At 65.9% G+C, this 15,843-nt stretch carries 17 protein-coding genes and 2 pseudogenes; 2 read left to right on the top strand and 17 right to left on the bottom strand.

The window, feature by feature from the left end; genetic code table 11:
• From E2E34_RS20165 to E2E34_RS20145, 5 genes and pseudogenes are all read right to left on the bottom strand, one after another.
• Positions 1-670, bottom strand: a pseudogene (locus E2E34_RS20165) (cell division protein FtsK); the annotation flags it as partial.
• Positions 671-703: 33 nt separating this feature from the next.
• Positions 704-1,090, bottom strand: a complete 387-nt coding sequence (locus E2E34_RS20160) for an RRQRL motif-containing zinc-binding protein (RefSeq protein WP_138903322.1) — start codon at positions 1,088-1,090, stop codon at positions 704-706.
• Entirely contained in the window at positions 1,090-1,935 is an 846-nt protein-coding gene (locus tag E2E34_RS20155; protein ID WP_138903321.1) for a DUF2637 domain-containing protein, read from the bottom strand. The genes E2E34_RS20160 and E2E34_RS20155 overlap by 1 nt, the downstream gene beginning before the upstream one ends.
• Positions 1,932-2,579: a GGDEF domain-containing protein gene (locus E2E34_RS20150; RefSeq protein ID WP_208765285.1), complete on the bottom strand. Its 648-nt coding sequence runs from the start codon at positions 2,577-2,579 to the stop codon at positions 1,932-1,934. Before E2E34_RS20150 ends, E2E34_RS20155 begins: the two co-directional genes overlap by 4 nt.
• A complete protein-coding gene (locus E2E34_RS20145) occupies positions 2,576-2,893 on the bottom strand; it encodes a hypothetical protein (RefSeq protein WP_138903320.1) in 318 nt (105 codons plus the stop codon). Before E2E34_RS20145 ends, E2E34_RS20150 begins: the two co-directional genes overlap by 4 nt.
• A gap of 711 nt (positions 2,894-3,604) precedes the next feature.
• On the opposite strand from E2E34_RS20145, the gene E2E34_RS20140 reads away from it, so the two are divergent.
• Together E2E34_RS20140 and E2E34_RS20135 are read left to right on the top strand one after the other, a co-directional pair.
• Entirely contained in the window at positions 3,605-4,363 is a 759-nt protein-coding gene (locus E2E34_RS20140; protein ID WP_138903319.1) for a helix-turn-helix domain-containing protein, read from the top strand.
• 2 nt (positions 4,364-4,365) lie between these two features.
• On the top strand, positions 4,366-4,839 hold the full coding sequence (locus E2E34_RS20135; RefSeq protein WP_138903318.1) for an NUDIX domain-containing protein: 474 nt from the start codon (positions 4,366-4,368) through the stop codon (positions 4,837-4,839).
• Here the strand turns inward: E2E34_RS20135 and E2E34_RS20130 are convergent.
• The 12 genes and pseudogenes from E2E34_RS20130 to E2E34_RS35525 form a co-directional block, all read right to left on the bottom strand.
• The gene (locus E2E34_RS20130; RefSeq protein WP_138903317.1) at positions 4,827-5,399 is read right to left on the bottom strand and encodes an HD domain-containing protein; all 573 of its coding nucleotides are present in this window, start codon (positions 5,397-5,399) and stop codon (positions 4,827-4,829) included. The genes E2E34_RS20135 and E2E34_RS20130 overlap by 13 nt on opposite strands.
• A 1-nt stretch (position 5,400) precedes the next feature.
• Positions 5,401-5,754, bottom strand: a complete 354-nt coding sequence (locus E2E34_RS20125; RefSeq protein ID WP_244315916.1) for a GntR family transcriptional regulator — start codon at positions 5,752-5,754, stop codon at positions 5,401-5,403.
• 276 nt (positions 5,755-6,030) lie between these two features.
• Complete coding sequence (locus tag E2E34_RS20120; RefSeq protein WP_138903315.1) at positions 6,031-7,962, bottom strand: AAA family ATPase; 1,932 nt, start codon at positions 7,960-7,962, stop codon at positions 6,031-6,033.
• Positions 7,959-8,528, bottom strand: coding sequence for a hypothetical protein (locus E2E34_RS20115; RefSeq protein ID WP_138903314.1), 570 nt, complete (start codon positions 8,526-8,528; stop codon positions 7,959-7,961). The genes E2E34_RS20120 and E2E34_RS20115 overlap by 4 nt, the downstream gene beginning before the upstream one ends.
• Positions 8,525-9,904 carry a hypothetical protein gene (locus tag E2E34_RS20110; protein WP_138903313.1) on the bottom strand — a complete coding sequence of 460 codons (1,380 nt, stop codon included), beginning with the start codon at positions 9,902-9,904 and terminating at the stop codon, positions 8,525-8,527. Before E2E34_RS20110 ends, E2E34_RS20115 begins: the two co-directional genes overlap by 4 nt.
• Before the next feature lie 557 nt (positions 9,905-10,461).
• On the bottom strand, positions 10,462-11,835 hold the full coding sequence (locus E2E34_RS20105; RefSeq protein WP_138903312.1) for a tyrosine-type recombinase/integrase: 1,374 nt from the start codon (positions 11,833-11,835) through the stop codon (positions 10,462-10,464).
• Entirely contained in the window at positions 11,832-12,005 is a 174-nt protein-coding gene (locus E2E34_RS20100; RefSeq protein ID WP_138903323.1) for a helix-turn-helix transcriptional regulator, read from the bottom strand. The genes E2E34_RS20105 and E2E34_RS20100 overlap by 4 nt, the downstream gene beginning before the upstream one ends.
• An 11-nt stretch (positions 12,006-12,016) precedes the next feature.
• Complete coding sequence (gene repSA / locus E2E34_RS20095; protein WP_138903311.1) at positions 12,017-13,387, bottom strand: replication initiator protein RepSA; 1,371 nt, start codon at positions 13,385-13,387, stop codon at positions 12,017-12,019.
• Positions 13,380-13,805: an ASCH domain-containing protein gene (locus E2E34_RS20090; RefSeq protein WP_138903310.1), complete on the bottom strand. Its 426-nt coding sequence runs from the start codon at positions 13,803-13,805 to the stop codon at positions 13,380-13,382. Before E2E34_RS20090 ends, repSA begins: the two co-directional genes overlap by 8 nt.
• Entirely contained in the window at positions 13,802-15,337 is a 1,536-nt protein-coding gene (locus tag E2E34_RS20085; RefSeq protein ID WP_138903309.1) for a DNA cytosine methyltransferase, read from the bottom strand. Before E2E34_RS20085 ends, E2E34_RS20090 begins: the two co-directional genes overlap by 4 nt.
• On the bottom strand, positions 15,331-15,528 hold the full coding sequence (locus E2E34_RS20080) for a hypothetical protein (RefSeq protein ID WP_138903308.1): 198 nt from the start codon (positions 15,526-15,528) through the stop codon (positions 15,331-15,333). The genes E2E34_RS20085 and E2E34_RS20080 overlap by 7 nt, the downstream gene beginning before the upstream one ends.
• Positions 15,529-15,617: 89 nt before the next feature.
• A pseudogene (locus E2E34_RS35525) lies at positions 15,618-15,843 on the bottom strand (hypothetical protein); the annotation flags it as partial.

Raw genomic sequence — 15,843 nt, 5'->3', positions numbered from 1 at the left:
CCCCGGTGAGCGCGAGGGTGACCAACGTCAGCAGCCAGGCCGGGGCCAGCACCCACAGGGCGAGTGCTGCACCGAGCCCGAACACGGTGGACAGCACGGCGATGATGCCGCGCAGCTTCACCCGCGCATCGCGCTGCCGCGACAGCTTCAGGTACTCCCCCGCATCCTCGGCTCGCACTGCCGCCAGGCGCACCGGCAGTCCCTCAGCGTCCGAGACCCAGCGCCCGGCGGCGCCGACCCAGCGGAAGCCGCCGCGCGGCGCGTAGGCGATGAGCTTTGCCGAGTACACCGGGGTCCTGACCAGGTGGTACAGGCTGGTCTGGCCGTAGTGACCGGCCGCCCATCGGGCGACGGCGGCACGCTGCTTGGCGCTGGTCAGCCAGTCCGGCAGCACCGGGCGGCGGGCCTTGTCCTTGGCCTCGATCACTTCCGCGATCGAGGGCGGGAACTCGTGCTTGGGCGGGTCGACCGGGTCGCCCTCCGACACGTCCGCATCGTTGTCCGGCTGGTCGTCGGGGAGTTCGGCCTCCCACTCGCCAGGCTTCACGTCGCCCGGCGCGGGCGGCTCGCCGTCCGTCTTCTTCCGGAACGGCAGCACGGCCGCCGTTTCCTCGCTGATCTCGCTGCGGTCCGGCTCTTCCGGCTGGTCGATGGTGTGGATCTCGGACACGGTGAGGCTCTCCCTCATGTCGAGTGGGAAGGATCAGGCGGCGTGCTGTTCTTGCGGGTAGGCACAGGTCACGCACATGCCGAGCGAGGTCGGGATGCAGTAACCGGCGTCCGTCCGGCACTGGGGGCAGGTCCGGCGGGCGCGCATCGCCTTGGCGAGCGCGGCAGCGCGGCCCGGCGTCATCGGGCGCACAGGCTTGGCCTGGTCGACGCGGTACAGGTAGGCGACCAGCACCCCGGCCTTACGCCGGCGGGAGCGGCGCATTACCTGCGCCGCGACCGACTGGCCACCGGGCCGTAAGCCGCGGGCCCGGAGCTGACGGCGGGTGGCGTAGCCGTCCGGCGCAAACTTCCAAGGGAACGTCGGGACCCCGTACGTCGTGCCGGTCGGGTCGAAGCACTTGCCGAACGTGGGCGACATCAGGCAGCCACCCCGTCGCCGGGGGCGCGCTCGGCCTTGAGGGTGTCGCGCAATGTTCGACCGTTTGCGGACGATGTGCGGACCGCCTTGCGGATCGCCTCTGCCGTCAGTTCGCCATCCGACCAGTCGGCCGTGACCGACCGGGCCTCATCGAGCAGCTGCTCGGGGGTGCGGGTCGGTCGGGGGGTACGGGCGGACACGGGCACCCGACCAGTCGCCCGGCGTGGGGCCGACTCGACAGCAGCAACCGCGAGAGTCGAAGCCGACTCAACCGGCTCGATGGTCGGCAGCGAATCAGCCGACTCAGGAGCAGGAACTTCGGCCGCCACGGTCGGTGCCTCAGGGGCCGACTCGTGCAGGTCAGACCCCAACCGATTTGCGGTAGCCTGCGGAATTTCATCCCGATCTGTGACCGATACGGGTCGGTGGTGCAGCACTTTCGCCACAAGGTCGGAGCCGAAGTAGATCGACCCGACCGGCAGCGACGTGGCCAGCAGCACGAGCGCCCAGTTCGCGGGCGCCCAGTCGGCCAGTCGACTCCAGTCGACCGCCCGGCCGTGCAGCTCGGGAACGAGCCCGTGCACGTAGTTGAGGACCAGCGAAGCGAGCGTGTACCCGGCCAGCACCCGCAGCGCGAACCGGCGAGCGTCGCCGGTCAGTACGAGCGTGGCGACCAGCGCCAGGGCCATCAAGCCATCGACCACGAACGGGTACAGCGTGGCCGCCGTAGCGTCCGCGCCGGTCGCCGTGGCGACATCCCTCAGGGCGTTCCAGGACACCCGGAAGGCCATGCCGACAACGGCGACCAGGGCGACAACAAGCAGGCCCTTTGCGGTGCGGTTCATGCCGCCACCTCTGAACCGCCCGCAGTGCCACGGCGGCCGGCGCGACGGCCGTTGACCGTGCGGTGAACCGGTGTAGGACCGTCCGCAAGGAAGCGGCCCCCGCCGTTCTGTTTGGCGGCATACATGGCCTCATCTGCCCGCCGCAGCAGCGCGGACAGATCCAGGCCGTTCGAAGCACAGGGGACTGCGCCCACCGACGCACCGACGATGAACTGACGGCCTTCGAAACTGACCGGCACCGCGAGCATGCTGGCCAGCTCATCCGCTTGCCACATCAGTTCGGTACGGCTGCGTACGCGGGTGACAGCGGCGAACTCGTCACCACCGAAGCGGGCCGCGATGCCGTCATTTGTCGGCGCCCAGTGCATGAGCCGCTTCGCCGTGGCGCGGAGCACCGCGTCCCCGGCGGCGTGCCCGTGGGTGTCGTTGATCTGCTTGAAGCGGTCCAGGTCGATCAGGTAGACCGCGCTCTGTCCTTTCGCGATGACCCGCGCGGCGCGCTCGGTGAACGCATCGCGGGTCACGAGACCGGTTAGCGGGTCACGCCGCGCCGCTTCGACTCGGCGGCGCAGGTGCAGGCTGTGAAGCGACCAACCGGCCGCCACCGGCAGCGCGGCAGAGACAGCCGCCAGCGTGTAGCTCATGCCGCTTCCCCCGTTCCGGAGAAGCGGCCGGCCGCGCGAGCCGCGCGCAGGAACGGCACCGTGCGGGTCAGCGCGTCGGCGTACAGCGCGTCCCACGCAGCCACCTCGTCACCGGCCTCCCCCTGGGCGACCAGGTCGGCGATGACCTCACGTGCCACGTCCAGGCGTGCCGCCCGCTCGTCGGGCGACTCGTGGGTAAGCGGACCGCGGAACAGATCGCGGTCGATACCTGCGGGCAGCTCTTCAAAGCCGAGCGCCAGCTCTTCGAACTCCGCCGCATTCGCGGCTTCATGGCTTCCGATGTACGTGCGCATGCGGTGCTCCTGAGTCGGAGGGACTGAGAGGCCGGGCGCTCGGGTCTTTGGCGAGAGACGAGCGCCGGGAAATAGAGCCTGGTTCCAGCTCCCCTCAGCCCTGTACGTACGGAGCAAGCTCCGGACGGGCAGGGGAGGCAACCGGCCGCGGTATCAGCCGCGCAGGTGACCTGACTCCGCGAGTCACCGGCTGTCCCGGTGCGCGTTAGCGACGGATCAGGGAGACGCATAGGGCCTTACCGCCCGTGCCGGTCCAGCACGAGCAGCGCCCAGGTACTTAACTGCCGCATCAGGGCTCCTCTTCTTTCGCTGTTGTCTGGGTGTCGCACTGCAAGGGGGACCTGTGTCCCCACCCTCCGGCCGTTGCTCGCGGTCGCCGGGCCACCTCGCCAGTACGGGCCGAAACCCTGTTCCACCTGGCCTTTAGCGGGATTGCAGCGTCCCCGCCCTCTGCTGTTGAGCAGCCCGAACAGGCCACTCAGGTGTTACTGAGGACCGCGATCGAGTCGAGCTCGATGCAGTACCTCTATTACAGGTACCGCATCGAGCTCCGTCAAGCTTGCCGACGGACTCCCCGGTTCTCGCGCCACAACTTCCTGGCGCACCATCAGAATCGGTGCAGGTGGGGGGCGTTGTTCACCTCGCACGTGGACACCTTGAGGCGATCTCGCTACCGTCAGGAAGTCCCTAGACGTCCCATCGGGGGTTGAGATGTCCAACGAGCGCTTAAGATCGGCCCTCTTGGCGCAGGGCATGACCGTGCAGGACCTGGCGGACGCGATCGAGGTCAATCCGAAGACCGTCGAGCGCTGGATCACCCAAGGAAAAGTTCCGTACCGACGCCATCAGTACGCGACTGCGTCGCTGCTCAAGGTTGATGTGACGACGCTGTGGGAGGACTCCCGCACGGTCGATAGCGCCTCCGACCTGAGCAAGGCTGAGATCGTCACGGTCTACCCGCACCGACACATGGTGCCCGCCGGCCTGTGGCGTGAGATCTACGGGCGCGCCCAGTCCCACATCGACGTTCTCGTCTACTCCGGACTGTGGCTATCGGAGGATCCGCTCTTCCACGACCTGCTCAAGGGGAAGGTGGGGGCGAACGCCCAAGTGCGCATCATGCTGGGGGACCCAGACTGTGCCGCGGTCAAGCAGCGCGGCATAGATGAGGGTCACCAGATCATGGATGGCAAGATTCGCAACGCGCTAATGAACTACCGGCCTTTGTTCGCCAGTCATCCAGATATCGGCTTCCGGCTGCATGACGCGACGCTCTACAACTCGCTGTTCCGAGCGGATGACGAGATGCTCGTGAACACGCACGTCTACGGCATCGGCGCGTACATGGCCCCTGTCTGGCATCTCCGACGGCTGCCAGGCGGCGGACTCTTCGACACCTACGCGAATAGCATCGAACAGACCTGGGGAGGCGCGCGCCAGGTGACAGCCCACGACTTCACGGGAGCTTGAGTATGGGACGCATCGACTACCTTCACGACCCCGACGCCCCGCAGGCCAATTCCGTCGTTCCGTCTGTCGTCGCGTTCGTCCAGAACGACGCGGGCGAAGTGCTGGTGATTCAGCGGTCCGACAACGGACGGTGGGCACTCCCCGGCGGTGGACACGACGTTGGGGAGTCCATCAGCGACACTGTCGTCCGCGAGGTCTGGGAAGAGACCGGCATCAGGGCCGAAGTCATCGACGTGTCCGGGATCTACACCGACCCCGGACACGTGATGCTCTACGACGACGGCGAGGCACGGCAGCAGTTCAGCATCTGCTTCCGGGCGCGGCCCGTCGGCGGCAAGGTGCGTACGAGCGACGAGACGACACAGGTCCGCTGGGTCTCCCCAACGGACCTCACGGAACTCGACATCCATTCCACTATGCGCCTGCGGATCGAGCACGCCATGGACCGAACGCGCACCGCCCCCTACATCGGCTGACGCTTCACCGCGGCAACCCGCTCCAGCACACGGGCGGTACTGGCCAGGATCTCCGGCTCGGCACGGCGAATGAACGTGCCGATCAGGCTGTCAGGCCCGTACCGCCCGGCGATCTCGTTGACGCGGTCCACCGGGTTGGTGGGCATTCCGTCCGGCGTGGTGTTCATGTCGCAGTAGCAGAGCGCGTCATCGAGGTGCGGATGCTCGCGAGGGAAATCCCGCTCCAGCTCGTCCCGCAGGCCGCGCGCTTCCGCTTCCATCCATGCGCACGAGTGGTGCGCAACAAGCCGGATCACCCGCTCGTCTGCGCCGGCCACATCTCGGAGGTACCGGGCACCATCGAGCGGGTGGAAACCGGTCTTGGCAAGGTCCGGCGAGTACCCGATGTCATGGAGCACCGCCGCGGCCTCCAAGAGGTTGGCATCTCCGTCGAGGATCGGCGCGATTGACCGGGCCCGTTCCGCCACCCCGACAGAATGCCGCCACCTACGCGGCAACGGGTCAGCCAGCAGCGACTCCGCCAGCGAATAGGCCCACTCCACCAGTCTCGTCACAGCCACGCTACACACGCCCCTCTCGGCCCGGCCACGCCAGCACAGTCCGGGGCTTCCCTTGGCGACTTTCGGAGAGCAATCCGTCAGCCTCGAGCTGACTTAGGGCCTTCCCAACGGTTGGTCGCGAGACTCCGAAGCGGTCCGACAGTGCAGCCGAGCTGAGGAAGGGCTCCCCGATCTCGAGCTTGTCCACCCGGATGACCTCCGCGATGCGATCCGCAAGCGGCCGACGATCTCGCGGTTCATCATCCTCGCGGATCACGCGCCAGCGCCCTCCAGGAACTGGCTCTGCACACCTTTCCTTCTGAAGGACAGCAAAGACCCTCAGCGCTACCCCTCGCGAGACGCCGTGGGTACGCATCAGCTCGGCGGCCGATGGCAGCTCAGTCATCTCAGGGTTCGCATCTAGCTGCGCCCTCAGCGCTTCGGCAATCTTCAGGAAGGTGCCTCGGGGGTTGGGCTGTTGCGACACTCCATCTCCCTCTCTACCCACCTGCTGCCTTCTTCCAGGCCCAGAGTTCACATGGTCCCATCTCAGCTACTGGCCGCAGTACGCGCATCCGTTGCTAGTCACAAACACCCCGTCCGGTCAGCGCAGCAGCCGTACGGGGTGCCGGCATCACTGAGAAGCGGGCACTCATGACGCTGCAGCCCCCACGGTGACCAACGGCTTCACGGCGCCCTTTCCAGGATGCCTGATGGTGGCGACTGTAGGCTTTTTGTAACTGAAGTCGATTTCAGCATAGTCCTTGCGATAGGCCGCCGGAAGCTCATTGTCCGCAATGATCAACTGAAGCTTTCCACGGTTCGCTTCCGCCAAAGTGACCAATCTCCGATAGAGAGCCGCCGAGAGGTCCTTCTCAGTATTCAGAGCCAATCTTGGGCTGTCGATCAGGAGGAAAGCGGGGTAGCTTGTCTCGCGCTCACGCAGTGCCACCGCAAGAAGGGCCGTCCAATAAGCTACCTGGGTAGCAGTCACGATTCCGCCGCCCCTTGAAATCTGACGGAATGGCTTTCCGTTGAGCAGGGGGAGATAGTTAGTCTCATGGATACTCGCCTCTTGCACGCCAGGAATCCGCAGATCTGACACGACCCGATTGAACTCTTTAGAGATCTCCCGAATGAGGTACTTTCGCCTCACATTAAGAGATGCTTCGGATCGCGCAATATCTCCCTGCAGACGCGCTTTCCGCCCTCTGAGGTCCTGCTCCACATCAGCGAGATCAGCAACTCGATCCCACTGCATCAGAATATTTTCGAAATGTTCTTGAGTCGCGCGGGAGGCCGCCAACTTCTCCGTGGCATCACTAAAAGCCTGGAGGCGAGGGCTTACACGGTCGGCAGTCCTGGCATCGATTGTGAGAGCCAAATGGCGAAGCAGTTCCTCACGATCCCTGATCGCATCACGGGTATGCGCGATTTGCTGCGCGAGGAAATCCAGTTGGTGCCGCATCTCGTCAATCTGGTCACCAAGCTGCGATGCCTCATACTGGTCAAGCTCGCCAGTCGAGACGCTCTCGTCTGGCTGGAGGCAAACTCTGCATTGCCCAACAGGCACTGTGCGGTTCTTCAACGACTGCATACACCGCGGGCACGATGTGAACTCGATCTGAGCGAGTCGCTCCCCCGCATCGCGCATTCGATTCAGCCGCGCCAATTCGGCCTGCACACGTCGGATTTCACCAGCATAGTCCTCCTGCTGGCGCGTGAGGGACGTCTCAGTTGCGCGCGCGTCCGCAATGCTTCGCTCAGCTTGATTTAGGAGATCGCGCAGAGTTTGCGTCTCTCGGTCCGATACAGGACTGATACTTTCACGGAGAAGGCCTCGCTGCGCTTCTGCTTGCTCCTGGGCGAGCCGAGCAGCATCAAGGGCCGCCTGGGCATCCTCCCGGCTCTGAGTGTTGCTATCCCTCAGAAACTGAACAACCGTCTTGTGGTGATCCTCTGCCGTATCGATTTCACCATTCAAAACGCTCGCCTGAGACCGCTTCTCCAGCAAGTCGGGATCAGTCAAACCGAAGAGCAACTCGAATACGGCCTTACGCTTGGGTTCCAGATAGGAATCCTGACTCCGCGCAATATCCCGGTTAATCTCTGATTGCGGGATGTAGAGAAACGAAAAGATGTCGGCGAAGGTGATGCGGCTCCCGGCCTTGATGCTGCGACCGCTCTGGGCAGCGGCCCGCATGTCGTCAGGGAGGCCCATACTCGTAAGGAGAAGCGTGTTAAGGCTAGGTTGCGCAGCTCCAACATGATGATCGTGCAAGCGTTCGTTCGCGATCAAATCGGTCACGCGAACCTTCTTCTTCTTTTCCTGGTCAACACTGCGTGCTAGCCGTAGGCGCTGCGCTCCGATACTGACCTCTAGGACGACGTCATTGACGCTTTCCAGCACGACCGGAGCAAGGAGACCGTCGCCGCCTAGACCGTACTTAATGAGTTCAAGCAGCGTCGTCTTTCCTACTCCCGTAGGTCCGGCCAGGACTGTTAGGTCAGAGCTGAACTGGTACGGGACCTGCCCCTCGGTCGTATAGAGGGTGGCACTGTCGATTCGGAACTGCACGGTCATCGAATGACCTCCCGGTGGGGGCGGTCCATAAGGGCAGCCAGGCGCTCATAGATGAGGTCTTTCAGGGTGCTTCCTGTCAGATTCGCCGAGGCCTCTGCTACGGCTAGCGACCGCTCAGCTAGCACAGCCCATATCGAGGAGCGGGAGAGCTCTCCAGCAAGCTTTTTTCCTTGAGCAGTCGGCATAAGAGCCACGCTGCCGCGGCGCCCCTTGGAATATCGAAGGAGACCACGACCGACTAGAGCACCGATGACGGCGTAGTACTTGTCGTCCCACGGTCCATACTTGTATCGGGTCATCGGAGCTTCTACATCTGTGGGCGCTGAGGCCTCTTGGCTTCCCAGGCTGAGGCGGGCATCGTTGGGATCGAGACTATCCAGAACTTGTGGTGCCAGGGCTGGATACCTAAGAAGGAAGTCCAACTTGGCAAGCTTGGTCAGGCCATCGAGCTTTCCGCTGTGGCCCGGCGTCTTAGAGACCGCGCTCACCAGCAACAGCACCCGCGCCTGATGGTAAGCGAGGTCTTCCTTTTGGAGCGCCCGGTCAAGCGCATCAAAAGCACTCATGGCGTCGACCCTTGGTCGCGCTGCAGGCTCTCAATGAGAGCATCGACATCGAACCCATCGCTGAACCAGACTTTGCACTGACTGGTGAGATCACAGATGCCACCCAACAGCAGATCCGCGTCCATCCCGCGGGGCATGTCAGTAGCCGGAATAGCGTCAAGGAGTCTCTGCAATTCGCGCCAGAAGGCTGGGCCTCGAGGGGCGGCCGCGTGGGTCACTTCCGTAGCTTCGTCGCTGATGCGGAGCAAATACCTGCGTAGCTTCGCCTGATCTGCGCGAGCGGTAGCATCCCCACTTCGCTCCTCGCGCCAGAACTCACGGTAGTCCTGGCACAGGTGCTCCGCTCGTTCCACACTGTTGTCCGGACACTGGCCGGCGGTCATCTTCACCGCAATCCTTGTGGTCCGGCGCAGACGGGGCATGGGGCGGTAGCCCTGTGGCTGGGCAATGGCGGTTTTGATAGCCACACTGATGTCCTCAGTTGTCACGATACGGCTGAGGAGTTCCCGCTCTAGTTCGTCTGGGGTGGGAAGAGAGGCTCCGACCTGGTATCGCAGAACTCCTGGAAGCTTTCCCGTCGGTATTGGCCCCGCCTTGTGCATGCGCTCCCGAAAGAGATCGTGTACAGCTGACCAGACCGCCCCTGGGTCAACGCTGACCTGTAGCCGATCAAGGATAGGCTGGGCGTACATGTTGCCGGCAGCGAAGGCAATATGGCCTCGCGGAAGTGTGCCGGTCTCGACGTCCAGCACTGCCAAGAACCGACTGACCTGTTGGAGTTCGGCAACGGTGGGAGCCGGCGGCGGCTTCGAATGTTCGGCCCACGATTCGGGCAACGTCTTGCAGTACTGCCGCAGAGACTGGCAAAGATCCTTGACAGGCTGAGCGTATTCGTCCCCTGCCTCGAGCGGCTCGCCGCTGAGGCGCAACATCCGTAGATGCTCCCACGCTTTCTCAAGCTTCTGCACATCGGGAGCCAGGCCAGCTGTAGTAACGAGGCGACACGAGGGTGTCTCAGAGAGGGCATTCCAGCGCCCAAAGAGGTGGGCAACACCACCGGAGTCAGCCAGTTGGTTGATGGTGGTGTAGACGCCGGTGTCGCGATGCTTAGCCGAGACGATCTCGACTGCCTCCCCACGCACGACGGCCCAATCTTCGTGGTACTCACAGACGACCCGACTGCCCTCCGCCTCTGGCGGGCCACCACCGTCCTGCAGGTCGTCGAGGTACAGCCGCAGACCGTCTGCGGCAGCCATGGCTGCCTGCCAGTCGTAGCGGTCAAGCGTGTCTGCCCCCGAGTCGTCCGGCTGTGGTACGGACAGGAAGAGCTGACGTGCTGTCGCAGTCTCCGCATTTACTTCCAATGCCACCCCCATGTACGTAACGTAACTCTGCGTACAGAGAGTGCAACAGTCAAGATCCCTGTGTCGACGTGTCCGCTGTTGCTACGCCTGGCAGTCCATCGGGCGTGCGACAAGCATCGTGCCGAGGCAGCCACGCACACCGGCTGAGCACCTCTCTCAACGCGATGGGGAGCCGGGTTCGGGGATCCTGCCGCTCCTAGACTGAGGAGTTGGCTCTCCCCGCGAGTGAGTGGCGAGTGGCTGCTGATGCGCCAAAGGAGCCCGGGTACGTTTCTGCACTTCAGGGCCCGTACAGACACGGCATGGGCAGCGCCCTCCGGAGCCGTGTGCGCAGGTTCGAATCCTGCCGGGGGCACTTCGCAGGAAGTGCCCAAAGACCCCGCCATCAGCGCTTTCGCTGAGAACGGGGTCTTCGCGTATGTGCAGCCAACTGCCGTGCTGTGCAGCCGTATGACAGCCTCTGCGGCCTATTCGCGGCCCAGCCCCCGCCAGAACCTCGCAGGTCAGCCCCGGCAACGCGAAGGCCCCCGGGATTCACCCAGGGGCCTCGGATCACGCCGGCGCCGCTCTCACTCGTACTCGCGCAGCAGCTCCTCGATGCGGCGGTTGCCGACCTCCTGCCGACCGTCCAGGCACTTCGCGTACCGACCCAGGAGGACCTCCACGCTGTTGCCCGCCCGGGCGGCGACCTCAGTCGGGTCCACACCGGCGTTGAGCCACGTGGAGAGGGCCGAGTGCCTCAGGTCGTACGGACGTCGCGCCAGTGGCGAAGCGACCGCGGCCGGCGGCAGAGCGATGCACCGCGCTTCCTGCCAGGCCCGGTAGTAGGTGGACGACGACACCACTCCCCCACCCTCGCTGTAGAAGAGCCGCCCGTCCTCGGCGGTCCCGAAGGTGTCGACGTGATCCCGGAGCACGTCAACGAGCTGCGGCGGAATCGGCACCCGGCGGACCTCCTCAGCAGGCCGGTTCTTCAGCCCGCGGTCGTCGTGGCTCTCGCCGGAATCGGTCCACTGCTTGCCGACGCTGGGCCGTGACCGGTGCAGCAACGCCTCACCCCACCCAGCGGACGGGAGCGTGAGGTCCGGGAGCGCCAGGCCCACGGCTTCGGCCGGCCGGAAGCCCCCGAAGTACATGCACGCGAAGAGCCCGACCAGGCGCCTGCCACGAGCCCTCCGATAGCCGCCGACGTAGGAGACCGCGCAGAGGAGGGAACGCGCCTGCTCGGGATTTGCCACCACCCGAGGATCTACGTCATTTGCGACTTTCGGCTTCTGCCACCGAACGGCCGACAGCGGGTTCTCCTGAAATTCACCAAGATCGACGGCGTAGTGCATGGCGTTGACCAAGGTCCGCCGCTTCCGGTGAACCGTCTCCGCCGCTGCGGCAGTGCCATCTAATTTGATCTTTAGGGAATCCAGCACTGCCCGCGCCACGACGGGATCGGCTAGATCCGCAAGCGGCCGGGATGCCTTGCCGACCCAATGCAGCGCGTTGGCGATCTCGTCCGGAAGGTCTCGGATATCCGGTCCAGGCAGCACGAAAGCCCAGTTACGCAGCGCCTTCCTCAGGACGAGATCCGCTGGTCGGCCAGGGCGCTCATCCAGCAGCGCGAGGGTCACGGAGGTCAACGACTCATTGATCCCGTCACGGGTGTTCGGTGCGGCATGAGGCCACTTCATGGCGAGATACCGCAGCGCGAACGTGTACCAGCTCACGCTCGCCTTAAGCCCCGCCATGGAATCCGGAAGGCCGGATGCCGAGTCGAATTCCTCTCCGTCGCGCGTAGCCCGGAGCAGCTTCGACCGAAAGCTGTCAGCGAGCGCCTTCGTCCTCCGCGTCTCAGAAAAGGACTGCCCGGCGACCTTCCAGCGCACTTGGTACGAGGGACGTTTCCCGGGCTTGACGCGGATGGACCACACCCTCACATCTGTCGACTTCACGCGGCCGCTCCTTCCCGCGATCGGAGCCATGCCTGGAAGTCGGACCGCCACACCCTCAGCTCACCGTTCGGCAAGGTGAGCGCCTTGGGAGCCTTGCCGAGTTCACGCCACCGGTAGAAGGTGCGCCGAGAGATTCCCTTCAGCTCGGAAAGGACCTCCGCCGTGGTCATCAGCTCGTCCTTCACGACATGGCTCCTTCCAGGGCGCGTTGGTCATGCATGGCTTCGCGAGCGGTTTCTCTGTTGATGCGGATGTCTTCTGCGATGGATGCGGCGAGGGCGGATTCGCCGGGGGTGTGACCGTGGCCGGCGTAGCGCCAGTCGGCCAGGACGAGGGTGGTGCCGGGGTCGGGCAGGCCAAGGGCTTCCCGCTGTTCGGCGGCGCGGTAGTTGGCGCGGATCTGTCGCCGTTCGCTGAACGTGGAGGAGTATCGGCGGGACTTGGTGAGGAAGTGGCCCCGGAAACCGAGCATGTGCGCCCAGGCCCAGAGCTTGCGGCCCGGGTAGGCCCGGTCGAGGTCCCAGCAGGCGCGGATGAGTCGCCGGGCATGGTCGGGCACCTGGTGTCGGTCGAGTTCGGCCAGCTCACCGATCCGGCGGTCCAGGGTGCCGGTGGTCTCGGCGGCTTTGGTGGCGTACTTGGCGACGTAGGAGGCCACGGCCTGTTCGGTGATGTCGCCCGCGTCGTCGAATGCCTTGATGGGCCGGATGTCGAGCTGCTTGCCCCAGCGCAGCGTGCGGGCCGGCCGGTCGTCTGCGGCCGGAACGTTCACAGTGGCATAGGGATGGGCGACGGCGGCTTCGATGCAGCGGGTGAGGAGTTCGAGGGTGGCCCACCGCGGGGGTTCGGTTGCGGGGCCGTCGGGTCCGTCGATGCGGATGACGGCGTGGAAGTGGATTGCCCCGCGCTTCTGGAACTCCGCGACCTTGTTGAAGGACAACCGCGCCGCCTCTTTGAACTCTTTCTGGGTGAGTCCGGCGCTGGCGGCGATCTCCCTGCGGAGCCGGTTGATGAAGCGGTGCCACAGTTCGCCCGCGTGGTTGTTGAAGAGCACCGCCTCCGCGTAGTCGTAGGTGGTGGGGTCGAGCGCCGTGCCGAGGGCGGGATCGTTCTCAGCGTGGCGGGCGCCGCAGCGGCAGCGGCCGGTGTCGGGCCGGTTGTGGACCGGGCCGAAAGAGGGCGCGGTCAGGGTCATGAAGACACGGGGCCGGGTGCGGACGGTCGCGGCGATGTTCATGGTGTCGTCGCCGGTCAGTCCGGCGCGGACGAGGCGGTAGGCGTCCCCTGCGTAGAGGTAGGCGCAGGGCGCGCAACGTGAGGCGCGGCGGTTTCCGCAGGCGATCCGCAGCCGGCCACCGGGCTCGTTCGCGGTGGAGTAGGCGTGCAGGGTCTCCCCGGTGGCCTTGTCGCGGGTGAGGGACCAGCCGGTGAGGTGGATGGGCTGGGCGCAGCCGCCAGTCTTGTGGATCTGCTGCTGCCAGCGGTCGAAGTCGGGGGCCGAAGCCACCCTGAGCAGGTCGCCCAGGGTGGTCGGGTCGAGCGTGTCAGCCACGGGCCGCCTCCAGAGCCGAAGCGAGGACCGTGGACGTGAGCAGGCCGACGGGCGGAGTCCACAGTCCGCGTGCGCCGGGCCAGGGCATGGGGTCAGTGAGGGGGGTGACGTTCGTCAGGTGCCAGTGCCAGCGTCCGCGTGCGGACCACAGGGTGCAGTAGCCGTCGTCCGGGTGGCAGCCGTCCAGGAGCGCGACGGCGACGATGGCGCCCTTGGGCTGGGGGCGGCGCAGGAACGCCCGGGTCATGGGGAGGGTGCTGGCGTTGGGGTCGGTGGTCTGTCCGGCGTGGATCAGGACAGGGCCGCGGTGCTCGGTGGGCCAGGACCGGTTCTCGACCCGCTTGGTGCCGTAGGCGATGCAGCTCGCCCACGGCTGCCGAAGGGTGAGCGCCCGTACTTCTTGGAGGGTGTCGGTCATGCCGTCGCCTCCCGGTCCAAGGGGGCGCCGGTGATGGTCTCGACGAGGGCGGAGATGAGGACTTCCGCGACGGGCGGGGTGACGGCGTTGCCGTACTGGCGGACGCGGTCGCGCTTGTTGCCGTGGACGATGTAGGTGTCGGGGAAGGCCATGGCGCGGCCGATCTCGCAGGGCTCCAGCATCCGGAACCGCACATCGGCCAGGTCCACGCTGGAGGCCACTTCCGCCAGCGACCACCGGTCCCGTGTGGTGACCGTGCCGACCGGTTCCTCGACGGGGCGTGCGGTGCCGTTGCTGTAGTACGGGATCAGGAGGGTCTGGCCGGTGACCAGACCGTGGTGATTGCCGGAAGCAGTGACAGTGCTCACCGGTTCGCTGATCGAGTGAGCGGCGTTCTTCGCCCCGCCGCCGCGCAGGCTGATCTGGAAGGGCGGGATCGCCAGCCCGGTCTCATTGCGGGCGGTCTGCGTCCGCAGCGGATCGCGGACGGAAGAGGCGACCTTCCCGTCACGGCCCTCAGTGGGGACCAACAGCGGGGGTACGGCGAGGCCGTCGGTTTCGCGGGTGGTGCGGGTCGGCATCGGTCGGTCGATCGGGGAGGCGTCGTTGCGCCAGGTCCCGCCGACGGGCACCGTCATCGGGCGGGCGTACTTCGCGATCCCGACCCGGATGCGTTCCATCGTGGCGTCCGCGAGCGGTTCACTGCGGTCGGCTATGCGGGTGCCCTGGAGGGTCCAGTCGATCGCGGCGGACGCGGGGACCACGTCGGGTTCAACGATGGCGTTGCGGCACTTCACGTGCGGGCACCGGTAGTAGTACTGGCCGTACTTCCCGTACGCGCCCATGTCCGTGCCGGGCTTCTTGAAAACCTGCAAGGCGGTCACGCGGGTGTCGCAGGCCGGGCACCAGGCGGTGGGGCGTAACCACTTGTTCCAGTCCGGTGTCCGGCCCAGGGAGCGCAGCCAGTAGGCGACGAACAGGCGATTGCGGGACTGCGGGGCCCGCAGCGAGCGGACGGCTTTGACGTGCATGGAGTTCAGGGCGATGACGCGGGTCTCGTACCCTTCGGCGCGGATCTCGGTGATCCACCGGTTCCACTGGTCCCACTTGCGGCACTCGATGACGTTCTCCACCACACCCGCCAGCACCGGGCGCCCGCGCAGGTTCATGGCGCGCAGGTAGCGCGGGACTTCCTCCATGAGGGCGCGGGCGCGCTTGGTCTCGGGGTCCGGCTGCTCTTCCCAGAACAGGACGCCTTGGGTGGAGTGGTCGAAGTCGCGTCGCTTGCCCCGGGCGTTGGACCACGGCGGGCACGAGGGGGACGCCCAGAAGATGTCCGCGCGCGGGAAGCTCTCGATCTTGGCGCGGGCCACGTCGCCTTCGAAGTGGTCGACGCCGGGGAAGTTCGCCGCGTGCGAGGCGACCGCCTGCGGGTTGTGGTTGGCGGCGAAGATGAGCTGGGTTCCGGGGACCTTGGTCAGTCCCTCACTGGAGCCGCCGACCCCGGCGAACTCGTCGTAGACCGTCAGCACGGGGCACCCGCCTTCACCGAGGCCGGCCGGGTGGTGACGAGCCAGAGGGGGGCGTGGCCGGTGCCGTGGCAGGCCGGGCACACGACCGGGACGACGTGACGGGTGCCGTCGGCGTGTCGGGTGCCGGTGGTGATGGCGACGACGGGGAAGCCGTCGCAGTCGGGGCAGATCCTTGAGCCGTGGACGTGCATGATGGTGGTTCCTTCCTTGATGGCATCGGGGAGGGGCTGGGCCTTCCGGGCGGCGGAAACTTGGCGGTGGAAGCCGCCCGGAGGGCCGGTCAGCGCTGGTTCATCAGCGAGCGGATCACCACGGCGAGCACGGCCAGGGATCCGGCGGTCAGAGCGACGGCCAGGAACATCGAGGTGAGCACCGCACCGAGGACCACCACGCCGCCAGCGACGGCGAGCGGGTTGGACTTGACCAGGTCGACCATGGCGCTGCTGGTGGACGGTCGGTTCGCGGGTGCGGTTTCCTGCCGGGGCGCCGGGGTCACGGTGGGGCGG

The organism is Streptomyces albidochromogenes, assembly GCF_005981925.1.
In the GTDB taxonomy this organism is placed as follows: Bacteria; Actinomycetota; Actinomycetes; order Streptomycetales; family Streptomycetaceae; genus Streptomyces; species Streptomyces albidochromogenes.
This window is presented reverse-complemented; position numbering and strand designations above follow the sequence as displayed.